The sequence below is a fragment of the Duffyella sp. Ts4 genome (assembly GCF_051851875.1).
Lineage (GTDB): Bacteria > Pseudomonadota > Gammaproteobacteria > Enterobacterales > Enterobacteriaceae > Duffyella > Duffyella gerundensis.
This window is the reverse complement of record NZ_JBLYPN010000003.1, coordinates 235,296-248,541: the sequence shown is the minus strand read 5'-3', so window position 1 is coordinate 248,541 and position 13,246 is coordinate 235,296. Positions and strand designations below refer to the sequence as shown.

At 59.0% G+C, this 13,246-nt stretch carries 13 protein-coding genes; 8 read left to right on the top strand and 5 right to left on the bottom strand.

The genetic code is table 11. The features are described 5' to 3' along the window. Positions 1–56: 56 nt before the first annotated feature. Positions 57–809, bottom strand: a complete 753-nt coding sequence (locus ACJY2L_RS06585; RefSeq protein ID WP_187488006.1) for a FadR/GntR family transcriptional regulator — start codon at positions 807–809, stop codon at positions 57–59. A gap of 222 nt (positions 810–1,031) precedes the next feature. On the opposite strand from ACJY2L_RS06585, the gene ACJY2L_RS06580 reads away from it, so the two are divergent. The 7 genes from ACJY2L_RS06580 (at position 1,032) to fucP (ending at position 7,292) form a co-directional block, all read left to right on the top strand. Beyond that, positions 1,032–1,772 carry an SDR family oxidoreductase gene (locus tag ACJY2L_RS06580; protein ID WP_067436428.1) on the top strand — a complete coding sequence of 247 codons (741 nt, stop codon included), beginning with the start codon at positions 1,032–1,034 and terminating at the stop codon, positions 1,770–1,772. Positions 1,773–1,819: 47 nt separating this feature from the next. Then, entirely contained in the window at positions 1,820–2,662 is an 843-nt protein-coding gene (locus tag ACJY2L_RS06575) for a fumarylacetoacetate hydrolase family protein (protein WP_439213288.1), read from the top strand. Positions 2,663–2,689: 27 nt separating this feature from the next. Next, the gene (locus ACJY2L_RS06570; RefSeq protein WP_439213287.1) at positions 2,690–3,967 is read left to right on the top strand and encodes an L-fuconate dehydratase; all 1,278 of its coding nucleotides are present in this window, start codon (positions 2,690–2,692) and stop codon (positions 3,965–3,967) included. 19 nt (positions 3,968–3,986) lie between these two features. Continuing rightward, positions 3,987–4,847, top strand: a complete 861-nt coding sequence (locus tag ACJY2L_RS06565; protein WP_439213500.1) for an amidohydrolase family protein — start codon at positions 3,987–3,989, stop codon at positions 4,845–4,847. Then, positions 4,825–5,601 carry an SDR family oxidoreductase gene (locus ACJY2L_RS06560; protein ID WP_439213286.1) on the top strand — a complete coding sequence of 259 codons (777 nt, stop codon included), beginning with the start codon at positions 4,825–4,827 and terminating at the stop codon, positions 5,599–5,601. The genes ACJY2L_RS06565 and ACJY2L_RS06560 overlap by 23 nt, the downstream gene beginning before the upstream one ends. After that, the gene (locus ACJY2L_RS06555) at positions 5,598–5,942 is read left to right on the top strand and encodes an L-rhamnose mutarotase (RefSeq protein ID WP_187485339.1); all 345 of its coding nucleotides are present in this window, start codon (positions 5,598–5,600) and stop codon (positions 5,940–5,942) included. The genes ACJY2L_RS06560 and ACJY2L_RS06555 overlap by 4 nt, the downstream gene beginning before the upstream one ends. A 111-nt stretch (positions 5,943–6,053) precedes the next feature. Then, positions 6,054–7,292: an L-fucose:H+ symporter permease gene (fucP, locus tag ACJY2L_RS06550; protein ID WP_439213285.1), complete on the top strand. Its 1,239-nt coding sequence runs from the start codon at positions 6,054–6,056 to the stop codon at positions 7,290–7,292. 94 nt (positions 7,293–7,386) lie between these two features. Here fucP and ACJY2L_RS06545 read toward each other — a convergent pair whose 3' ends face one another. From ACJY2L_RS06545 to ACJY2L_RS06530, 4 genes are read right to left on the bottom strand one after another with little or no spacing between them, the layout of a single operon-like run. Further along, positions 7,387–7,512 carry a hypothetical protein gene (locus ACJY2L_RS06545; RefSeq protein WP_439213284.1) on the bottom strand — a complete coding sequence of 42 codons (126 nt, stop codon included), beginning with the start codon at positions 7,510–7,512 and terminating at the stop codon, positions 7,387–7,389. After that, a complete protein-coding gene (locus ACJY2L_RS06540) occupies positions 7,512–7,886 on the bottom strand; it encodes a helix-turn-helix domain-containing protein (protein WP_439213283.1) in 375 nt (124 codons plus the stop codon). Before ACJY2L_RS06540 ends, ACJY2L_RS06545 begins: the two co-directional genes overlap by 1 nt. A gap of 2 nt (positions 7,887–7,888) precedes the next feature. Continuing rightward, the gene (locus tag ACJY2L_RS06535; protein ID WP_439213282.1) at positions 7,889–10,978 is read right to left on the bottom strand and encodes an efflux RND transporter permease subunit; all 3,090 of its coding nucleotides are present in this window, start codon (positions 10,976–10,978) and stop codon (positions 7,889–7,891) included. Beyond that, positions 10,975–12,117: an efflux RND transporter periplasmic adaptor subunit gene (locus tag ACJY2L_RS06530; RefSeq protein ID WP_439213281.1), complete on the bottom strand. Its 1,143-nt coding sequence runs from the start codon at positions 12,115–12,117 to the stop codon at positions 10,975–10,977. Before ACJY2L_RS06530 ends, ACJY2L_RS06535 begins: the two co-directional genes overlap by 4 nt. 278 nt (positions 12,118–12,395) lie before the next feature. On the opposite strand from ACJY2L_RS06530, the gene ACJY2L_RS06525 reads away from it, so the two are divergent. Continuing rightward, positions 12,396–13,181, top strand: coding sequence for a MipA/OmpV family protein (locus tag ACJY2L_RS06525; RefSeq protein WP_439213280.1), 786 nt, complete (start codon positions 12,396–12,398; stop codon positions 13,179–13,181). Positions 13,182–13,246 lie beyond the last annotated feature (65 nt).

Genomic DNA, 13,246 nt, shown 5'->3' with positions numbered 1-13,246 from the left:
GAACTGGCAAAATAAACCGCCTGGAACCGTCACGTCCCGCTTGCGGCAAGATAATATTATCCCTGACCGAAGATGTTGATTACCGCATCCAGATGTTCCTTCATCGCCTTTTTGGCAGCACGGCTGTCGCGTGCCTCCAGCGCGGTCAGAATCTCAAGGTGTTCACTCTCTGAACGGTGCGGCATATCCTGCGGGGTGTAATGCTGTTGCAGGCTGCGGAACATGGTGCCGTAACGATGGCCCAGCAGATGAGCGATAATGAACGCGTAAGCGGGATTGCCGCTGGCCTGCGCAATGCGAATGTGGAATAAACGATCGCCCGGATGGGTGGCTGAACCCTGGCGATTATCGCGGCAGTTTTGTTCATAGGCCTGCCTGATCGCCGCCAGTTCTTCATCGCTGGCGTTTCTTGCCGCCAGCGCCGCCGTTTCAGGTTCAATTAACCGGCGGGTTTGTAGCAGGGAAAACGGCGGCAGCTCAGCGGTGAAATCGAGTTCAATATTCAACTCATCATCAACATCGGTCCACTGATTGCGACCCGCCTGCGACATGACCGGCTCCTGAGAAGGCGCGCCCGGCTGCTGACGCACGATCACACCGTTGCCGACGCGCACATCCACCAGCCCAATCACCTCCAGCGCGATCAGTGCCTCACGCACCGAAGCGCGACTCACCTGCAACTGACTGGCCAGCTCACGCTCGGCAGGCAGGCGACTGCCCGGCGGAAATTCGTTGTTATCAATCAGCTGTTTAAGCTGGTCAGCTATCTGCCTGTAAATCCTTGGGTTTTCTAATTTTTTTATCGGCATCGGACACCTGAGTTCAATTCTTTTTAAGTGATTCAGCCAGCATTTTCGCGACAAAAATATTGCTGATTTGTTTTATGCATGTAAAAAGTTGGTTAACCGAAATGCGTTTTAAGCAGCAGCTTGCTGAACATCTTATCAAAAAGCCCCTGTTTAAACGCCTTTTTTTCGCCTTTAATGGCCTGACCATTAGACCTATAACACGGCACGTCATGGGGAATTGCTATGAACCTGGCAGGGAAAAAAGTGTTGATCACCGCCGCCGGACAGGGCATCGGTTTTAACACCGCGACGCTGTTTGCCCGCGAAGGCGCAGAGGTGATTGCGACCGACATTAACATCAGCGCGCTGGAGGGAATTCCCGGCATTACGCCGCGTCTGCTCGACGTCACGGATGCGCAGGCCATTGCCGCCCTCGCCGCAGAAAGCGGCCCGCTCGACGTGCTGTTTAACTGCGCGGGGGTGGTACACAGCGGCGACATTCTGACCTGCAGCGAGCAGGAATGGCAGTTCGCACTGGATCTCAACGTCACGGCAATGTTCCGCATGATCCGCGCGTTTCTGCCCGCCATGCTGGCGCGTAACCGCGGCTCGGTGATCAACATGTCCTCGGTCGCCTCGAGTATCAAAGGCGTGCCAAACCGCTTTGCTTACAGCGCATCCAAGGCGGCGGTGATCGGCCTGACCCGCTCTGTGGCGGCGGACTATGTGACCCGCGGCATTCGCTGCAACGCGATTTGTCCGGGCACCGTGGAATCACCCTCGCTGCGTCAGCGTATCGCCGCACAGGCGCAGGCCGAAGGCCGCAGCGAAGCTGAAGTGTACGACGCCTTTGTGGCCCGGCAGCCGATTGGCCGCATTGGCAAAACCGAAGAGATCGCTCAGCTGGCGCTCTATCTCGCTTCTGATGCCAGCTCATACACTACCGGCACGGTGCAAATTATCGACGGCGGCTGGAGTAATTAATCCTCCGCGGCGTCATCACGCTGACTTTCCTGGAAGGAAAATAACACATGAAATTATTACGTTACGGCAGCGCAGGTGCAGAACGTCCGGGTCTGCTGGACAGCCAGGGCAACATACGTGACCTCAGCGACCATATTACTGATGTGGCAGGCGACGCGTTGCAGCCCGCTGCGCTGGATGCCCTGCGCAAGCTCGATCCCGAAAGCCTGCCGCTGGTCGGCGATGCATCGCGCCTGGGTGCCTGCGTCGGCAACGTGGGGAAATTTATCTGTATCGGCCTGAATTATGCCGATCACGCTGAAGAGACCGGCGCGGAGATCCCGAAAGAACCGATCATCTTCAGTAAATGGACCAGCGCCATCGTCGGGCCAAACGATGATGTCGAAATCCCGCGCGACTCGGTGAAGACCGACTGGGAAGTAGAACTTGGCGTGGTGATCGGCACCGGCGGCCGCTACATCAGCGAAGCCGATGCGATGTCGCACGTGGCGGGCTATTGCGTGATCAACGATGTCTCTGAGCGCGAGTTCCAGATTGAACGCGGCGGCACCTGGGATAAAGGCAAAGGCTGTGACACCTTTGGCCCCACCGGCCCGTGGCTGGTCACCGCAGACGAGATCCCCGATCCCCATCAGCTGGATCTGTGGCTGGAAGTGGACGGCAAGCGTTATCAGAACGGCAATACACGCACCATGATTTTTCGCGTACCGGAAATCATCAGCTACCTCAGCCGTTTTATGAGCCTGCAACCCGGCGACATCATCTCCACCGGCACACCGCCGGGCGTTGGATTAGGACAAAAACCGCCGGTTTACCTCAAAGCGGGTCAGGTGATGCACCTGGGAATTGAAGGTCTGGGCGAGCAGCGTCAGCAGACGGTGCAGGCATAACGCAGCACGCGTTAAAGGAAATTTGCGATGACAACCATTACGGCTTTACGTGTTGAAGATGTGCGCTTCCCGACCTCACTGACCATGGATGGCTCGGATGCGATGAACCCCGATCCCGACTATTCCGCTGCCTATGTGATTTTGGAAACTGACGATCCGGCGCTGAGCGGCCACGGCCTGACTTTCACCATCGGGCGCGGCAATGAAATCTGCTGTGCCGCCATCGGTGCGCTGGAGCATCTGATTGTGGGGCGCGATCTAGCGGGCATCACCGCCAATATGGGAAAATTTTGGCGCGATTTTACGAGTGATAGCCAGCTGCGCTGGATTGGCCCGGACAAAGGTGCCATCCATCTTGCCACCGGGGCGGTGGTCAACGCCGTGTGGGATTTGTGGAGTAAAGCCGCAGGTAAACCGCTGTGGCAGCTGGTGGCGGAGATGACGCCGGAGGAGCTGGTGCGCTGCATCGACTTTCGTTACATCACCGATTGCATCACGCCACAGGAAGCGCTGGCGCTGTTGCAGCAGCGCGCTGACAACAAAGCGCAGCGCACCGAGAAACTGCTGGCAGAAGGCTATCCGTGCTACACCACCTCCGCGGGCTGGCTGGGCTATCCCGATGACAAACTGCGTCGGTTATGTCAGGAAGCGGTCGACGCTGGTTTCGATTATTTGAAGCTGAAAGTGGGCCGGGATCTGGAAGATGATATTCGTCGTGTGCGCATCGCCCGCGAGGTCATCGGGCCGGATCGCAAGCTGATGATCGATGCCAATCAGGTGTGGGAAACCAATGAAGCCATTCCGTGGGTCAATGCCCTCGCCTTTGCCAACCCCTGGTTTATTGAAGAGCCCACCAGCCCGGATGATATCGAAGGCCATCGAAAAATTCGTCAGGGCGTGGCACCGGTGAAGGTGGCCACCGGCGAAATGTGCCAGAACCGCATCATGTTCAAGCAGTTCATCATGCGCGAAGCGATCGACGTGGTGCAGATCGATGCCTGCCGCATGGGTGGTATCAACGAAGTACTGGCGGTAATGCTGATGGCAGCGAAGTACAACCTGCCGGTCTGCCCGCACGCCGGTGGCGTTGGGCTGTGCGAATACGTGCAGCATCTGTCGATGATCGATTATCTCTGCATCGCCGCGACTCACGAAGGCCGCGTCATCGAATACGTCGATCATCTGCACGAACATTTCGTTAATCCCTGCGATATTCGCGGCGCGGCCTACATGCCGCCGCAGGCGCCGGGGTTCTCCATTGAGATGCATCAGGCATCGATTGACCAATACCGGCATCACGCCTGAGCCGCTGAGGAGAATGCCGATAATGCGAATCGACAGCCACCAGCATTTCTGGCGCTATACCGCGGCCGATTATCGCTGGATCAATGATGACATGGCGGTGTTGAAACAGGATTTTCTGCCGGAAACGCTGCGGCCGGTGCTGCAGCGTCAGGGTATTCAGCACAGTATCCTGGTCCAGGCGCGTTGTTCACTGGCAGAGACGCAGTGGCTGCTGGAGGTGGCCGAGAGCACCGATATCGTGCGCGCGGTAACCGGCTGGGTCGATCTCTCTTCTGCCGATTTGCAGCATGATCTCGAGAAGTTAGCCCATCCGCTGCTGCGCGGTTTTCGCCATCTGGTGCAGGACGAGCCCTCCCCCGGCGCGTGGCTGGCCGATGCGGCGATCAACGCGGGCATGCGGCATCTCCAGCAGCAGGAGTACGTGTATGAAATGCTGGTGACGCACCGCCATCTCAGTGACGCCGTGCGGTTTGCGCAGCGCCATGATCGCCATTTTCTGGTGCTCGATCACTTCGGCAAGCCCGATCTGCATCGCGGCGTTGCTCACTGGAAGCAGCAGGTTGCGCCGCTGAAAGCGTTAACGCATGTCAGCTGCAAGATCTCCGGGTTGTTGACCGAGCCGCGCCCGGCAGGCATGTCAGCCACCGATCTGCTGCCCTGGTTTGACGCCGCGTTGGAGATTTTCGGTAGCGAACGACTGCTGTTTGGCTCTGACTGGCCGGTCTGTTTGCTGGCAGAAGATGACGGCAATCCCTGGGATCTCTGCCAACGGGCCACGGCCGCGCTCAGTGCCGATGAGCAGGCGGCTATTTATGGCGGCAATGCCAGCACCCTCTACCGACTACAGGAAACAAACAATGAACCTGCATCTGCAAAATAAAGTGGTGTTAGTCACCGGCGGCGGTTCCGGGATCGGCGAGGCCATTTCGCTGACGCTGGCGGAAGAAGGTGCCATCCCGGTGATCATCAGCAACACGGAACCGGCCAGGGAGCTGATGAACAGGCTGCAACAGCTGTCGCCGCAGGCCAGCTTTGTGCTGACCGAACTGCGCGATGAAGACAGCTGTAAAACCGCCGTAGAGAGCACGCTGGCCCGTTATGGCGCTATCGACGGTCTGGTGAACAACGCCGGAGCCAATGACAACGTAGGGCTGGAGGCGGGTCGGGAAGCCTTTGTGCGATCGCTGGAGCAGAACCTGATTCACTATTATCTGATGGCGCACCTGAGCCTTGACGCCCTGCGTGCCAGCCGCGGCGCCATCGTCAATATCAGTTCAAAAACCGCCTTAACCGGCCAGGGCAATACCAGCGGGTATGCCTCGGCGAAAGGTGGCGTGCTGGCGCTGACCCGCGAGTGGGCGGCAGCGCTACTGAACGACGGCATCCGCGTGAACGCGGTAATTCCGGCAGAAGTGATGACACCGTTGTATGAACGCTGGATCAAAAGCTTCGATCGCCCCGAGGAAAAACTGCAAAAAATCACCGCCCATATTCCGCTCGGGCAGCGCATGACCACGCCGCAGGAGATCGCCAATACCGTGGTGTTCCTGCTCTCGTCGCGCGCCTCGCACACCACCGGTCAGTGGCTGAGCGTTGACGGCGGCTATCTGCATCTCGATCGGGCACTGACATGACGCGGCGCTATTGCCGGGCGCTGGATCTGGTCGATGACCCACAGCTTATCGCCGACTATGAGCGTTATCACCGGGAGATCTGGCCAGAGATTACCGGGCATCTGCGGCTTTACGGCATCGCAGAGATGGAAATTTATCGGCTGGGCACCCGGCTAATGATGGTGATGGAAACCACGGAGGATTTTGACAACGAAGAGTTTGCACGCCGCAGTCTGGCAGACCCAAAAGTGTGCGAATGGGAAGCGCTGATGTGGCGCTATCAGCGCCCCACGCCGTGGACCCCCGCCGGTGAAAAGTGGGTCGCCATGACGCGCATTTTTTCCCTGACAGAGCAGAAGTAGCACGCCTCGCGTGAGCGCGGCCGACCATTTTTCACGTTATCTGACATAAAAAAACCAGCCCTTCGAGCTGACCCTACCCTACAGGCACGACCAGATACTGAGGAATACACTATGTTTGCCAACAAAGCTGCTGCTTCCGCTCATGCGGAACGCAATACGACGTCCAGTTTCCGACTGGCGTTTATTTTGGTCACCACGCTGTTTTTCCTGTGGGGCTTATCCTACGGGCTGCTGGATGTGTTGAATAAGCATTTTCAGGATGTGTTGCACGTCAACAAAGCGCAGTCAGGGCTGCTGCAGGCGGCCTACTTTGGTGCCTATTTCATCGTTGCGTTGCCCGCCGGTTTTTTTATGGATCGCTTCGGCTATAAAGCTGGCATTCTGGTGGGTTTATGCCTGTATGCGCTGGGCGCGCTGCTTTTCGTTCCCGCCGCGTCGGCAGGCAGTTTTGCCCTGTTTCTGTTCGCGCTGTTTGTGATTGCGCTCGGTCTGGGCTGTCTCGAAACCGCCGCGAACCCGTTTGCTACCGTGCTGGGCGATCCGGCGGGTGCTGAACGTCGTCTGAATCTCTCGCAGTCGTTTAACGGCTTAGGCCAGTTTATTGGTCCGGTGATTGGCGGCTCGCTGTTTTTCTCCGCCACGCAAAGCAGCGCGGCTGACGGCCTGTCATCGGTGAAAACCACCTACGTTGCGATTGCGGTGTTAGTGCTGCTGATCGCCTTTCTGTTTAGCCGTACTCGCCTGCCGGATATCCGTGAGCAAAGCACCGACGCAGAGCGCGGCATCGAGAAAGGTTTATGGCAGCATGGTCACTTTACCGGTGGCGTGATCGCCCAGTTCTTTTACGTGGCGGCGCAGGTTGGCGTCGGTGCCTTTTTTATTAACTACACCACCGAGCACTGGCACACGCTGTCGAACCAGAATGCGTCGTACCTGCTTTCCGTGGGCATGATCAGCTTTATGGTGGGCCGCTTCTTCAGCACCTGGCTGATGGGCTTTGTGCGCCCGGCGACGCTGCTGGTGGCCTATGCGCTGATCAATATTGTACTGTGTGGCGTGGTGGTGGCTGGGATTGATAACGTCTCGGTGATTGCACTGGTAGCGATCTTCTTTTTCATGTCGATCATGTTCCCGACCATTTTTGCCATGGGCGTGAAGAACATGGGCAAGCAGACTAAACGTGCCAGTTCGGTGATGATCATGGCGATTGTGGGCGGCGCAATCATGCCCTATTTGATGGGTGCAATTGCCGATCATTACAACACCGCTATCTCTTACGCGCTGCCGATGATCTGTTTTGTGGTGGTGCTGTTTTATGCCATGAAGCAGAGGGCCAATGCCGTGCAGTGAGTCGGCAATCATCCGCACTCATCAGGGCAAACAGGCCAGTCGTCTGTTTGCCTTTTTTTATTGCCTTAGGCAGAGGCTGTATCGGAACAGCGCTTCATGACACCACCAGCCGAATAAAGGCCCGGATATCACTGGCCGCCTCGCGATATTTCTCCGCCGAAGGATTGATAATAAGGGTATCGGCGTAGCCATAGAGCATGGCGCTGACCTGCCGCGCCATCAGCCGCTAGAGGGTTCGATAACGCTGAACAGCGGCGTGGCGGTGCAGCAGCCGCTTTTCCGCCAGCTGCCCGGTGGCTGGCTGAAGTAGTTACGAAAGCTGCGGGTAAACGCGTGCTGGCTTTCATAGCCGTACTGTAACGCCACGCTGAGCACGCTGGCGTTGCTGGTCAGCAGCGCGGTGGCTGCGTTGATCAGCCTGCGCTCGCGGATATATTCGCCCACGCCTTTGTGCGTTACCTGGCGAAACAGCCGCTGAACGTGCCAGATCGAATAGCCCGATTTTTCCGCCACATCGCTCACGCTCAACGTGTGATGCAGGTTGGCCTCGATCCATGTCTGCAACGCCTTAACGATTTGCGTTTGTCGATTCATCTTTATTCTCCTTCTTTGGCTGCGGCAGCACGGCGTTTTTCCCAGCGTTCCGCCGCCTGCATCACCAGGCTCAATGCCGCAGGCAGCACCGTTAAGGTCACCAGCGTGGCCACCAGCAGTCCGCCAATAATCACAAAGGCCATCGGTCCCCAAAATACCTGATGCGAAATCGGGATCATGCCGAGGATAGCGGCGCAGGCGGTCAGCACAATAGGCCGGGCGCGATGGTGCGTAGCCAGCGTAATCGCCTCTTCCCGCGCCATACCCGCCGCGGTATTGCTGTCCACTTCACTGATCAGAATCACCGCGTTACGAATGATCATGCCCGCCAGTGCAATGACGCCGAGCAGCGCGACAAAACCCATCGGTGTGGCGGTCGGCAGCATCGCCAGCACGATGCCGATCAGCCCAAACGGGGCCATCAGTAGCGCCAGCAGCATGCGCGAGAAGCGTCGTAGCTGGATCATCAGCAGCACCAGCATGATCAGCAGGGTCACCGGCAACACGGCAAACACCGAACCGTTGCCCTTGTCAGATTCCGCCACCGCACCGCCTTCGGTGATCTGGTATCCTGGCGGCAGCTGCGCGCGCAGCGCGTCAATCGCCGGTGCCAGCCCCTCTGACACCGCTTCTGCCTTCAGGCCAGGCGCCAGATCGGTTTGCACAGTAATAAATGGCAGCCGCTGATGGCGCCAGATCACCGGATCGTCCAGCGTCCACTCTGGTGTTGCCACCTGGCTGAGGGGAATTTTGCTGCCACTGGCGGTGGTGAGCATCATCGCGGAGAGCGTATTCAGGTTCTGCCTTTCGCTATCGTTGGCGCGCAGCATCACATCCACCAGCCGGTTGTTGTCGCGCAGCGTGGTGACCAGACTGCCTGACCAAAGGGTATTCAACGCATCCGCCAGGCTTTGTGAGGAGACGCCCGCCGCCCGCGCTGCCGTCTGGTTCACCTTCAGCACGATGACGCGCTCAGGTTCACCGGCGGTGAGATTGACCTCGCGGGTCAGCGGATTGCTGCCGAGGGTATCCGCCACGCGACGTGCCAGCTGCTCAACGGTTTTATAATCAGGCCCGCTGACGCGATACCTTACCGGCCAGCCCACCGGCGGCCCCAGTTCCAGCGGCGACACACGCGTGGTGATATCGCTGAAGTGGGCATCAAGCGCCTGAGAAAGCTGTTGCCGCAGGCGATCGCGCGCGGCCAGATCTTTTGCCACCACCACGATCTGCGCGGTGTTTTCGTTATCCAGCAGCACATCCATCGGCAAATAAAAGCGAATGGCGCCGGAGCCGATATAGCTGGAGAAGCGATCGACGTCGTGATTGCCTTTCAGCAACGCCTCAAAACGCTGAGTTTGCTGCGCCGTTGCCGCCTGCGAGGCGTTGGCCGGTAACGTCAGGCTGACCAGCAGTTCCGGGCGATCCGACGAGGGGAAAAATTCCCCCTGCAAAAACCGGGTGCTGAACATCGCCAGCGCCAGCAGGATCAACGCCGTGATAATGGTCAGCAACCGGTGCGCCAGCGCCAGCCGCAGCAGCCGCTGATAGCCACGCGCTAGTCTGCCAGGGCCGCTGTGACTGGCGGTAATTTTGGCGGACAGCAGCCAGGTGCCGGTCAGTGGCGAAAACAGTATCGCCACTACCCACGAGCAGAGCAGCGAAATCAGTACCACGGCAAACAGTGAATAGCAGTATTCCCCGGCGCTCGACTGGGCAAATCCCACCGGAATAAAACCGGCGATCATCACCAGCGTGCCGGTCAGCATTGGAAATGCCGTGGTTTCAAACGCCCGCGTGGCCGCACGCCAGCGGGTATCGCCCGCCTCCAGCCGCGCCACCATCGCCTCCACGGTAATCATCGCATCGTCTACCAGCAGCCCGAGCGCGATAATCAGCGCGCCCAGCGAAATACGCTGTAAACCAATCCCCGCCAGCATCATGCAGGCGAAGGTCATCGCCAGCACCAGCGGGATCGCCGCTGCCACCACCAGGCCAGCGCGCATACCCAGCGACACAAAAGACACCGCCAGCACGATGATCACCGCTTCGCCCAGCACGCGGGTAAAACCGCTGACCGCCTCCTTCACTACCGCGGATTGATCGGCGACACGCGTCATCTCGATGCCGTGCGGCAGACGGTTCTGAATCGTTTGCAGGCGGGCGGTGATCGCCTCACCAAAGTTCAGCATATTGCCGGTGGGCGCCATCGATACCGCAAGGCCAATGGCGGGCTGTCCGTTAACGCGAAAGGTGGCGGCTGGCGGCTCGGCGGTTTCACGGCTGATGGTCGCCAGTTCGCTGAGTGGAATAAAGCGATCGCCAATGTGCAGCGTCACCGCGCGCAGGCTGTCGACGGTGGTGAGCGCGCCGCTAACGCGCAGCGACAGTTTTTCACGGTCGGTGCGGAGCGTGCCCGCAGGCACCACCGCGTTTTGCGCCTTGATGGCCGCTTTTACCTGCTCCAGATCGAGCCCCATGCCCGCCAGCCGACTCGGCGAAAAGGCGATGACAATTTGCTCTTCCTGCACGCCTGTCAGCGTGATTTTGCCGATGTCGGGCACCGTCATCAGATCGCGCCGCACGGCTTCTACCCGATCGCGCAGCTCGCGCGGCGTAAAGCCTTCGGCGGTGAAGCCATAAATCGTGCCGTAGGTGTCGTCAAACTCGTCGTCAACCTGCGGTCCCTGTACGCCTTCCGGCAGCGACGGGGCGATATCCTGCATTTTTTTCCGCACCTGATACCAGATGCCCTGCACCTGCGCGGGCGGCGTGTCATCGCGCAGATAGACAAAAATTACCACTTTGCCGGCGTGCGTCTGACTTTCGACATAATCGAGATAGGGCACTTCCTGCAGTTTTTTCTCCAGCGTATCGGTCACCAGCTGGGTGGTGTCATGCACATTGGCGCCCGGCCAGCTGGCGCTGACCACGGCGGTTTTGATGGTAAACGGCGGATCTTCGTTGCGCGGCAGCTGCTCATAGCTCAACACCCCGGCGGCCATGATCAACAGCATAAAAAACACCACCAGCTGCTGATGCGCCAGCGCCCATGCTGACAGGTTAAATGACGATTTCAGTGGCTGGCTCATTCTTCGCCCTCCGCGAGCGTCACGCGCTCCTGATCACGCAGCTTGCTGACCCCGGCGATAACAATGGTGTCGCCAGGCTGGATGCCGGAGGCGATCGCCACATCGGTGGCGCTGTAGCTGGCGAGAGTAACGGGCCGGATCTGCAAACGCAGACGCTGACGATCGACGACAAACACCGCCGGTTTGCCCTCGATGCGCGTCAGCGCAGCGGCGGGCAGCGTCATCACGCCCGGCCCGCTTTGCGCCTGAGCGATCTGTACGTTAGCGCCCAGCGCCAGTGCCGCGGGTGGATCGATCAGCGTCAGGCGGACGTGCCAGGTACGGGTTTGCGGATCGGCCTGCGGGCTGATATCGCGCAGGCGGGCGGTGGCGTGCACCTCAGGATCGCTTAATAAGGAAACGGTAAACGGCGTGGCGGCATTTTGCGCGATGAGATGCGGATCGGCGACGTCAAACACCGCATCGCGGCTGTCGCTGGCCGCCAGCGTGACCACGGTCGATCCGGCCCCCAGCACCTGACCGGGTGAGGCGCTGACGGCGGTAATCACGCCATCCTGCGGCGCCTGCAGCTGCGTCCAGTTCAGGTTATCGCGCGCGTTTCGCCAGGCGGATTCACTGCTCTGCCGACGCGCTACCGCCGACTGCCAGTCACCGCGCGCGCTGTCGAGCTGACTGCGCGAAATGGCACCCGCTGGCATCAGTTGCTGCATACGGTGCAGCGTCAGCGCGGCAACGTGCTCGGCGGCACGGGCGCTGTTGAGATCGGCCAGCGCACTGCTGAGCTGATTCTGTCCGGTATCACGTTCCAGTGACGCCAACAGCTCGCCTGCCTTTACCCGATCGCCAACGTCCACTTGCCGACTCAGCAACCGGCCATCCAGCCGAAACGCCAGCGGCAGTTCTTCATGGGCACGAACCTCACCGGTGCGGGTAAGCAGCGTGCCGGCGGCGAGCACCGGCGCCTGCATGACGCGCACCGGCCGCGGCGGTGCCGCCTTCTTGTTTTCGTCGTTGTGGCAGCCCGCCAGTACCAACGCCATCAGCACCAGTAAAATAGCAAAGCAGGCGGGTTTGAGTCGGCCGTGCTGGCTGAGATGGTCAAATGCCTGCCTGCCGTAATGATTAAGATTCTCTGTCATGGCCATGTTCCTGAGTTGAGTACGGCCATTCAATCCAGGTTGTGTCCAGATTCCCTGTATGTTTCATCAAGGAACGGTCAAGTCAGGCAAATTTATTCTCACCCCGCGCCACGCCTGCCGGTGCCAAAAATGCGCGTTATGTCGGCCACCGATTTTTTTTACAGAAAATCATCTCACCTTGACCGTTTCTCCATCATTCCCTGGTCGTTTATTGACATCACCTCTGCATACTCGCCGCTAATTTCAGGCAACGCATTGCGCATTTATCAGGGGAAATAATGAAAACCTACTCACTTACACGCCACGCTCTGGCACTGGGTCTGCTGTCGGCCACCGGCGCCGCCTGTGCTGACGACGCGCCACCGGCGAATAACGTGACGGTCGGCATTGCCGGGGTTAACTCGCCGCGCTACAGCGGTGCTGATAAGCAGCACTGGTCAATGGCGCCGGTGTTTCAGGCACGTGACGGCGCGTTTTTTGTCGATTCACAAAAAGGCATCGGCTATGACCTGCAGGCGGATAACGGGCTCTATCTTGAGCACACGCTGGGTTACGGCCTCGGACGTGATGAGAAAGATTCGCAGTGGCGGGACGGCTCCGACAAATTAAAGGGCATGGGCAAGATTAAATCGGTGGCCAATACCGCGATTGCGGTTGGCTGGTCGGTGACGCCGTGGCTGGTGCTGGAAGGCAAAGCCACGCTGCCGCTCACCGACGGTCAGGGTGTGCAGTATCGCCCTTCCGTTACCCTGATTCCGTGGCAAACCGCAACCGATACCGTGGCGCTTCAGATGGCCGGCCTGTTTGGCGATGCGCGTTACATGAACACCTTTTATGGCGTCAGCGCTGAGCAGAGTCAGCGCAGCGGCTACGCACGTTATGACGCACCGGGCGGCTTTTACAGTACCGACACCAGCCTGACCTGGAGCCATCAGTTTCCTTCAGGCTGGGGCACCAGCGTGACCGCCGATTACGCCTGGCTGGGGGATCACGCCAAAAACAGCCCAATCGTTTCCCGTCGTGGCGGTCTGACCAGCATGCTGGCGCTGACCTATAGCTTTTAAGGCCGCGAGACCACAGGAAGATCGCTGATGAAAAAACATCACCTTATCTTACTGGCGGTTGTCGC

Bases quoted from the DNA above. Each gene is read 5' to 3' on its own strand.
- ACJY2L_RS06560 (WP_439213286.1), top strand. From the start codon at position 4,825: ATGAACCTGCATCTGCAAAATAAAGTGGTGTTAGTCACCGGCGGCGGT.
- ACJY2L_RS06575 (WP_439213288.1), top strand. From the start codon at position 1,820: ATGAAATTATTACGTTACGGCAGCGCAGGTGCAGAACGTCCGGGTCTG.
- ACJY2L_RS06580 (WP_067436428.1), top strand. From the start codon at position 1,032: ATGAACCTGGCAGGGAAAAAAGTGTTGATCACCGCCGCCGGACAGGGC.
- ACJY2L_RS06525 (WP_439213280.1), top strand. From the start codon at position 12,396: ATGAAAACCTACTCACTTACACGCCACGCTCTGGCACTGGGTCTGCTG.
- ACJY2L_RS06585 (WP_187488006.1), bottom strand. From the start codon at position 809: ATGCCGATAAAAAAATTAGAAAACCCAAGGATTTACAGGCAGATAGCT.
- ACJY2L_RS06570 (WP_439213287.1), top strand. From the start codon at position 2,690: ATGACAACCATTACGGCTTTACGTGTTGAAGATGTGCGCTTCCCGACC.
- ACJY2L_RS06535 (WP_439213282.1), bottom strand. From the start codon at position 10,978: ATGAGCCAGCCACTGAAATCGTCATTTAACCTGTCAGCATGGGCGCTG.
- ACJY2L_RS06540 (WP_439213283.1), bottom strand. From the start codon at position 7,886: ATGAATCGACAAACGCAAATCGTTAAGGCGTTGCAGACATGGATCGAG.
- ACJY2L_RS06530 (WP_439213281.1), bottom strand. From the start codon at position 12,117: ATGACAGAGAATCTTAATCATTACGGCAGGCAGGCATTTGACCATCTC.
- fucP (WP_439213285.1), top strand. From the start codon at position 6,054: ATGTTTGCCAACAAAGCTGCTGCTTCCGCTCATGCGGAACGCAATACG.
- ACJY2L_RS06555 (WP_187485339.1), top strand. From the start codon at position 5,598: ATGACGCGGCGCTATTGCCGGGCGCTGGATCTGGTCGATGACCCACAG.
- ACJY2L_RS06545 (WP_439213284.1), bottom strand. From the start codon at position 7,512: ATGGCGCGGCAGGTCAGCGCCATGCTCTATGGCTACGCCGATACCCTT.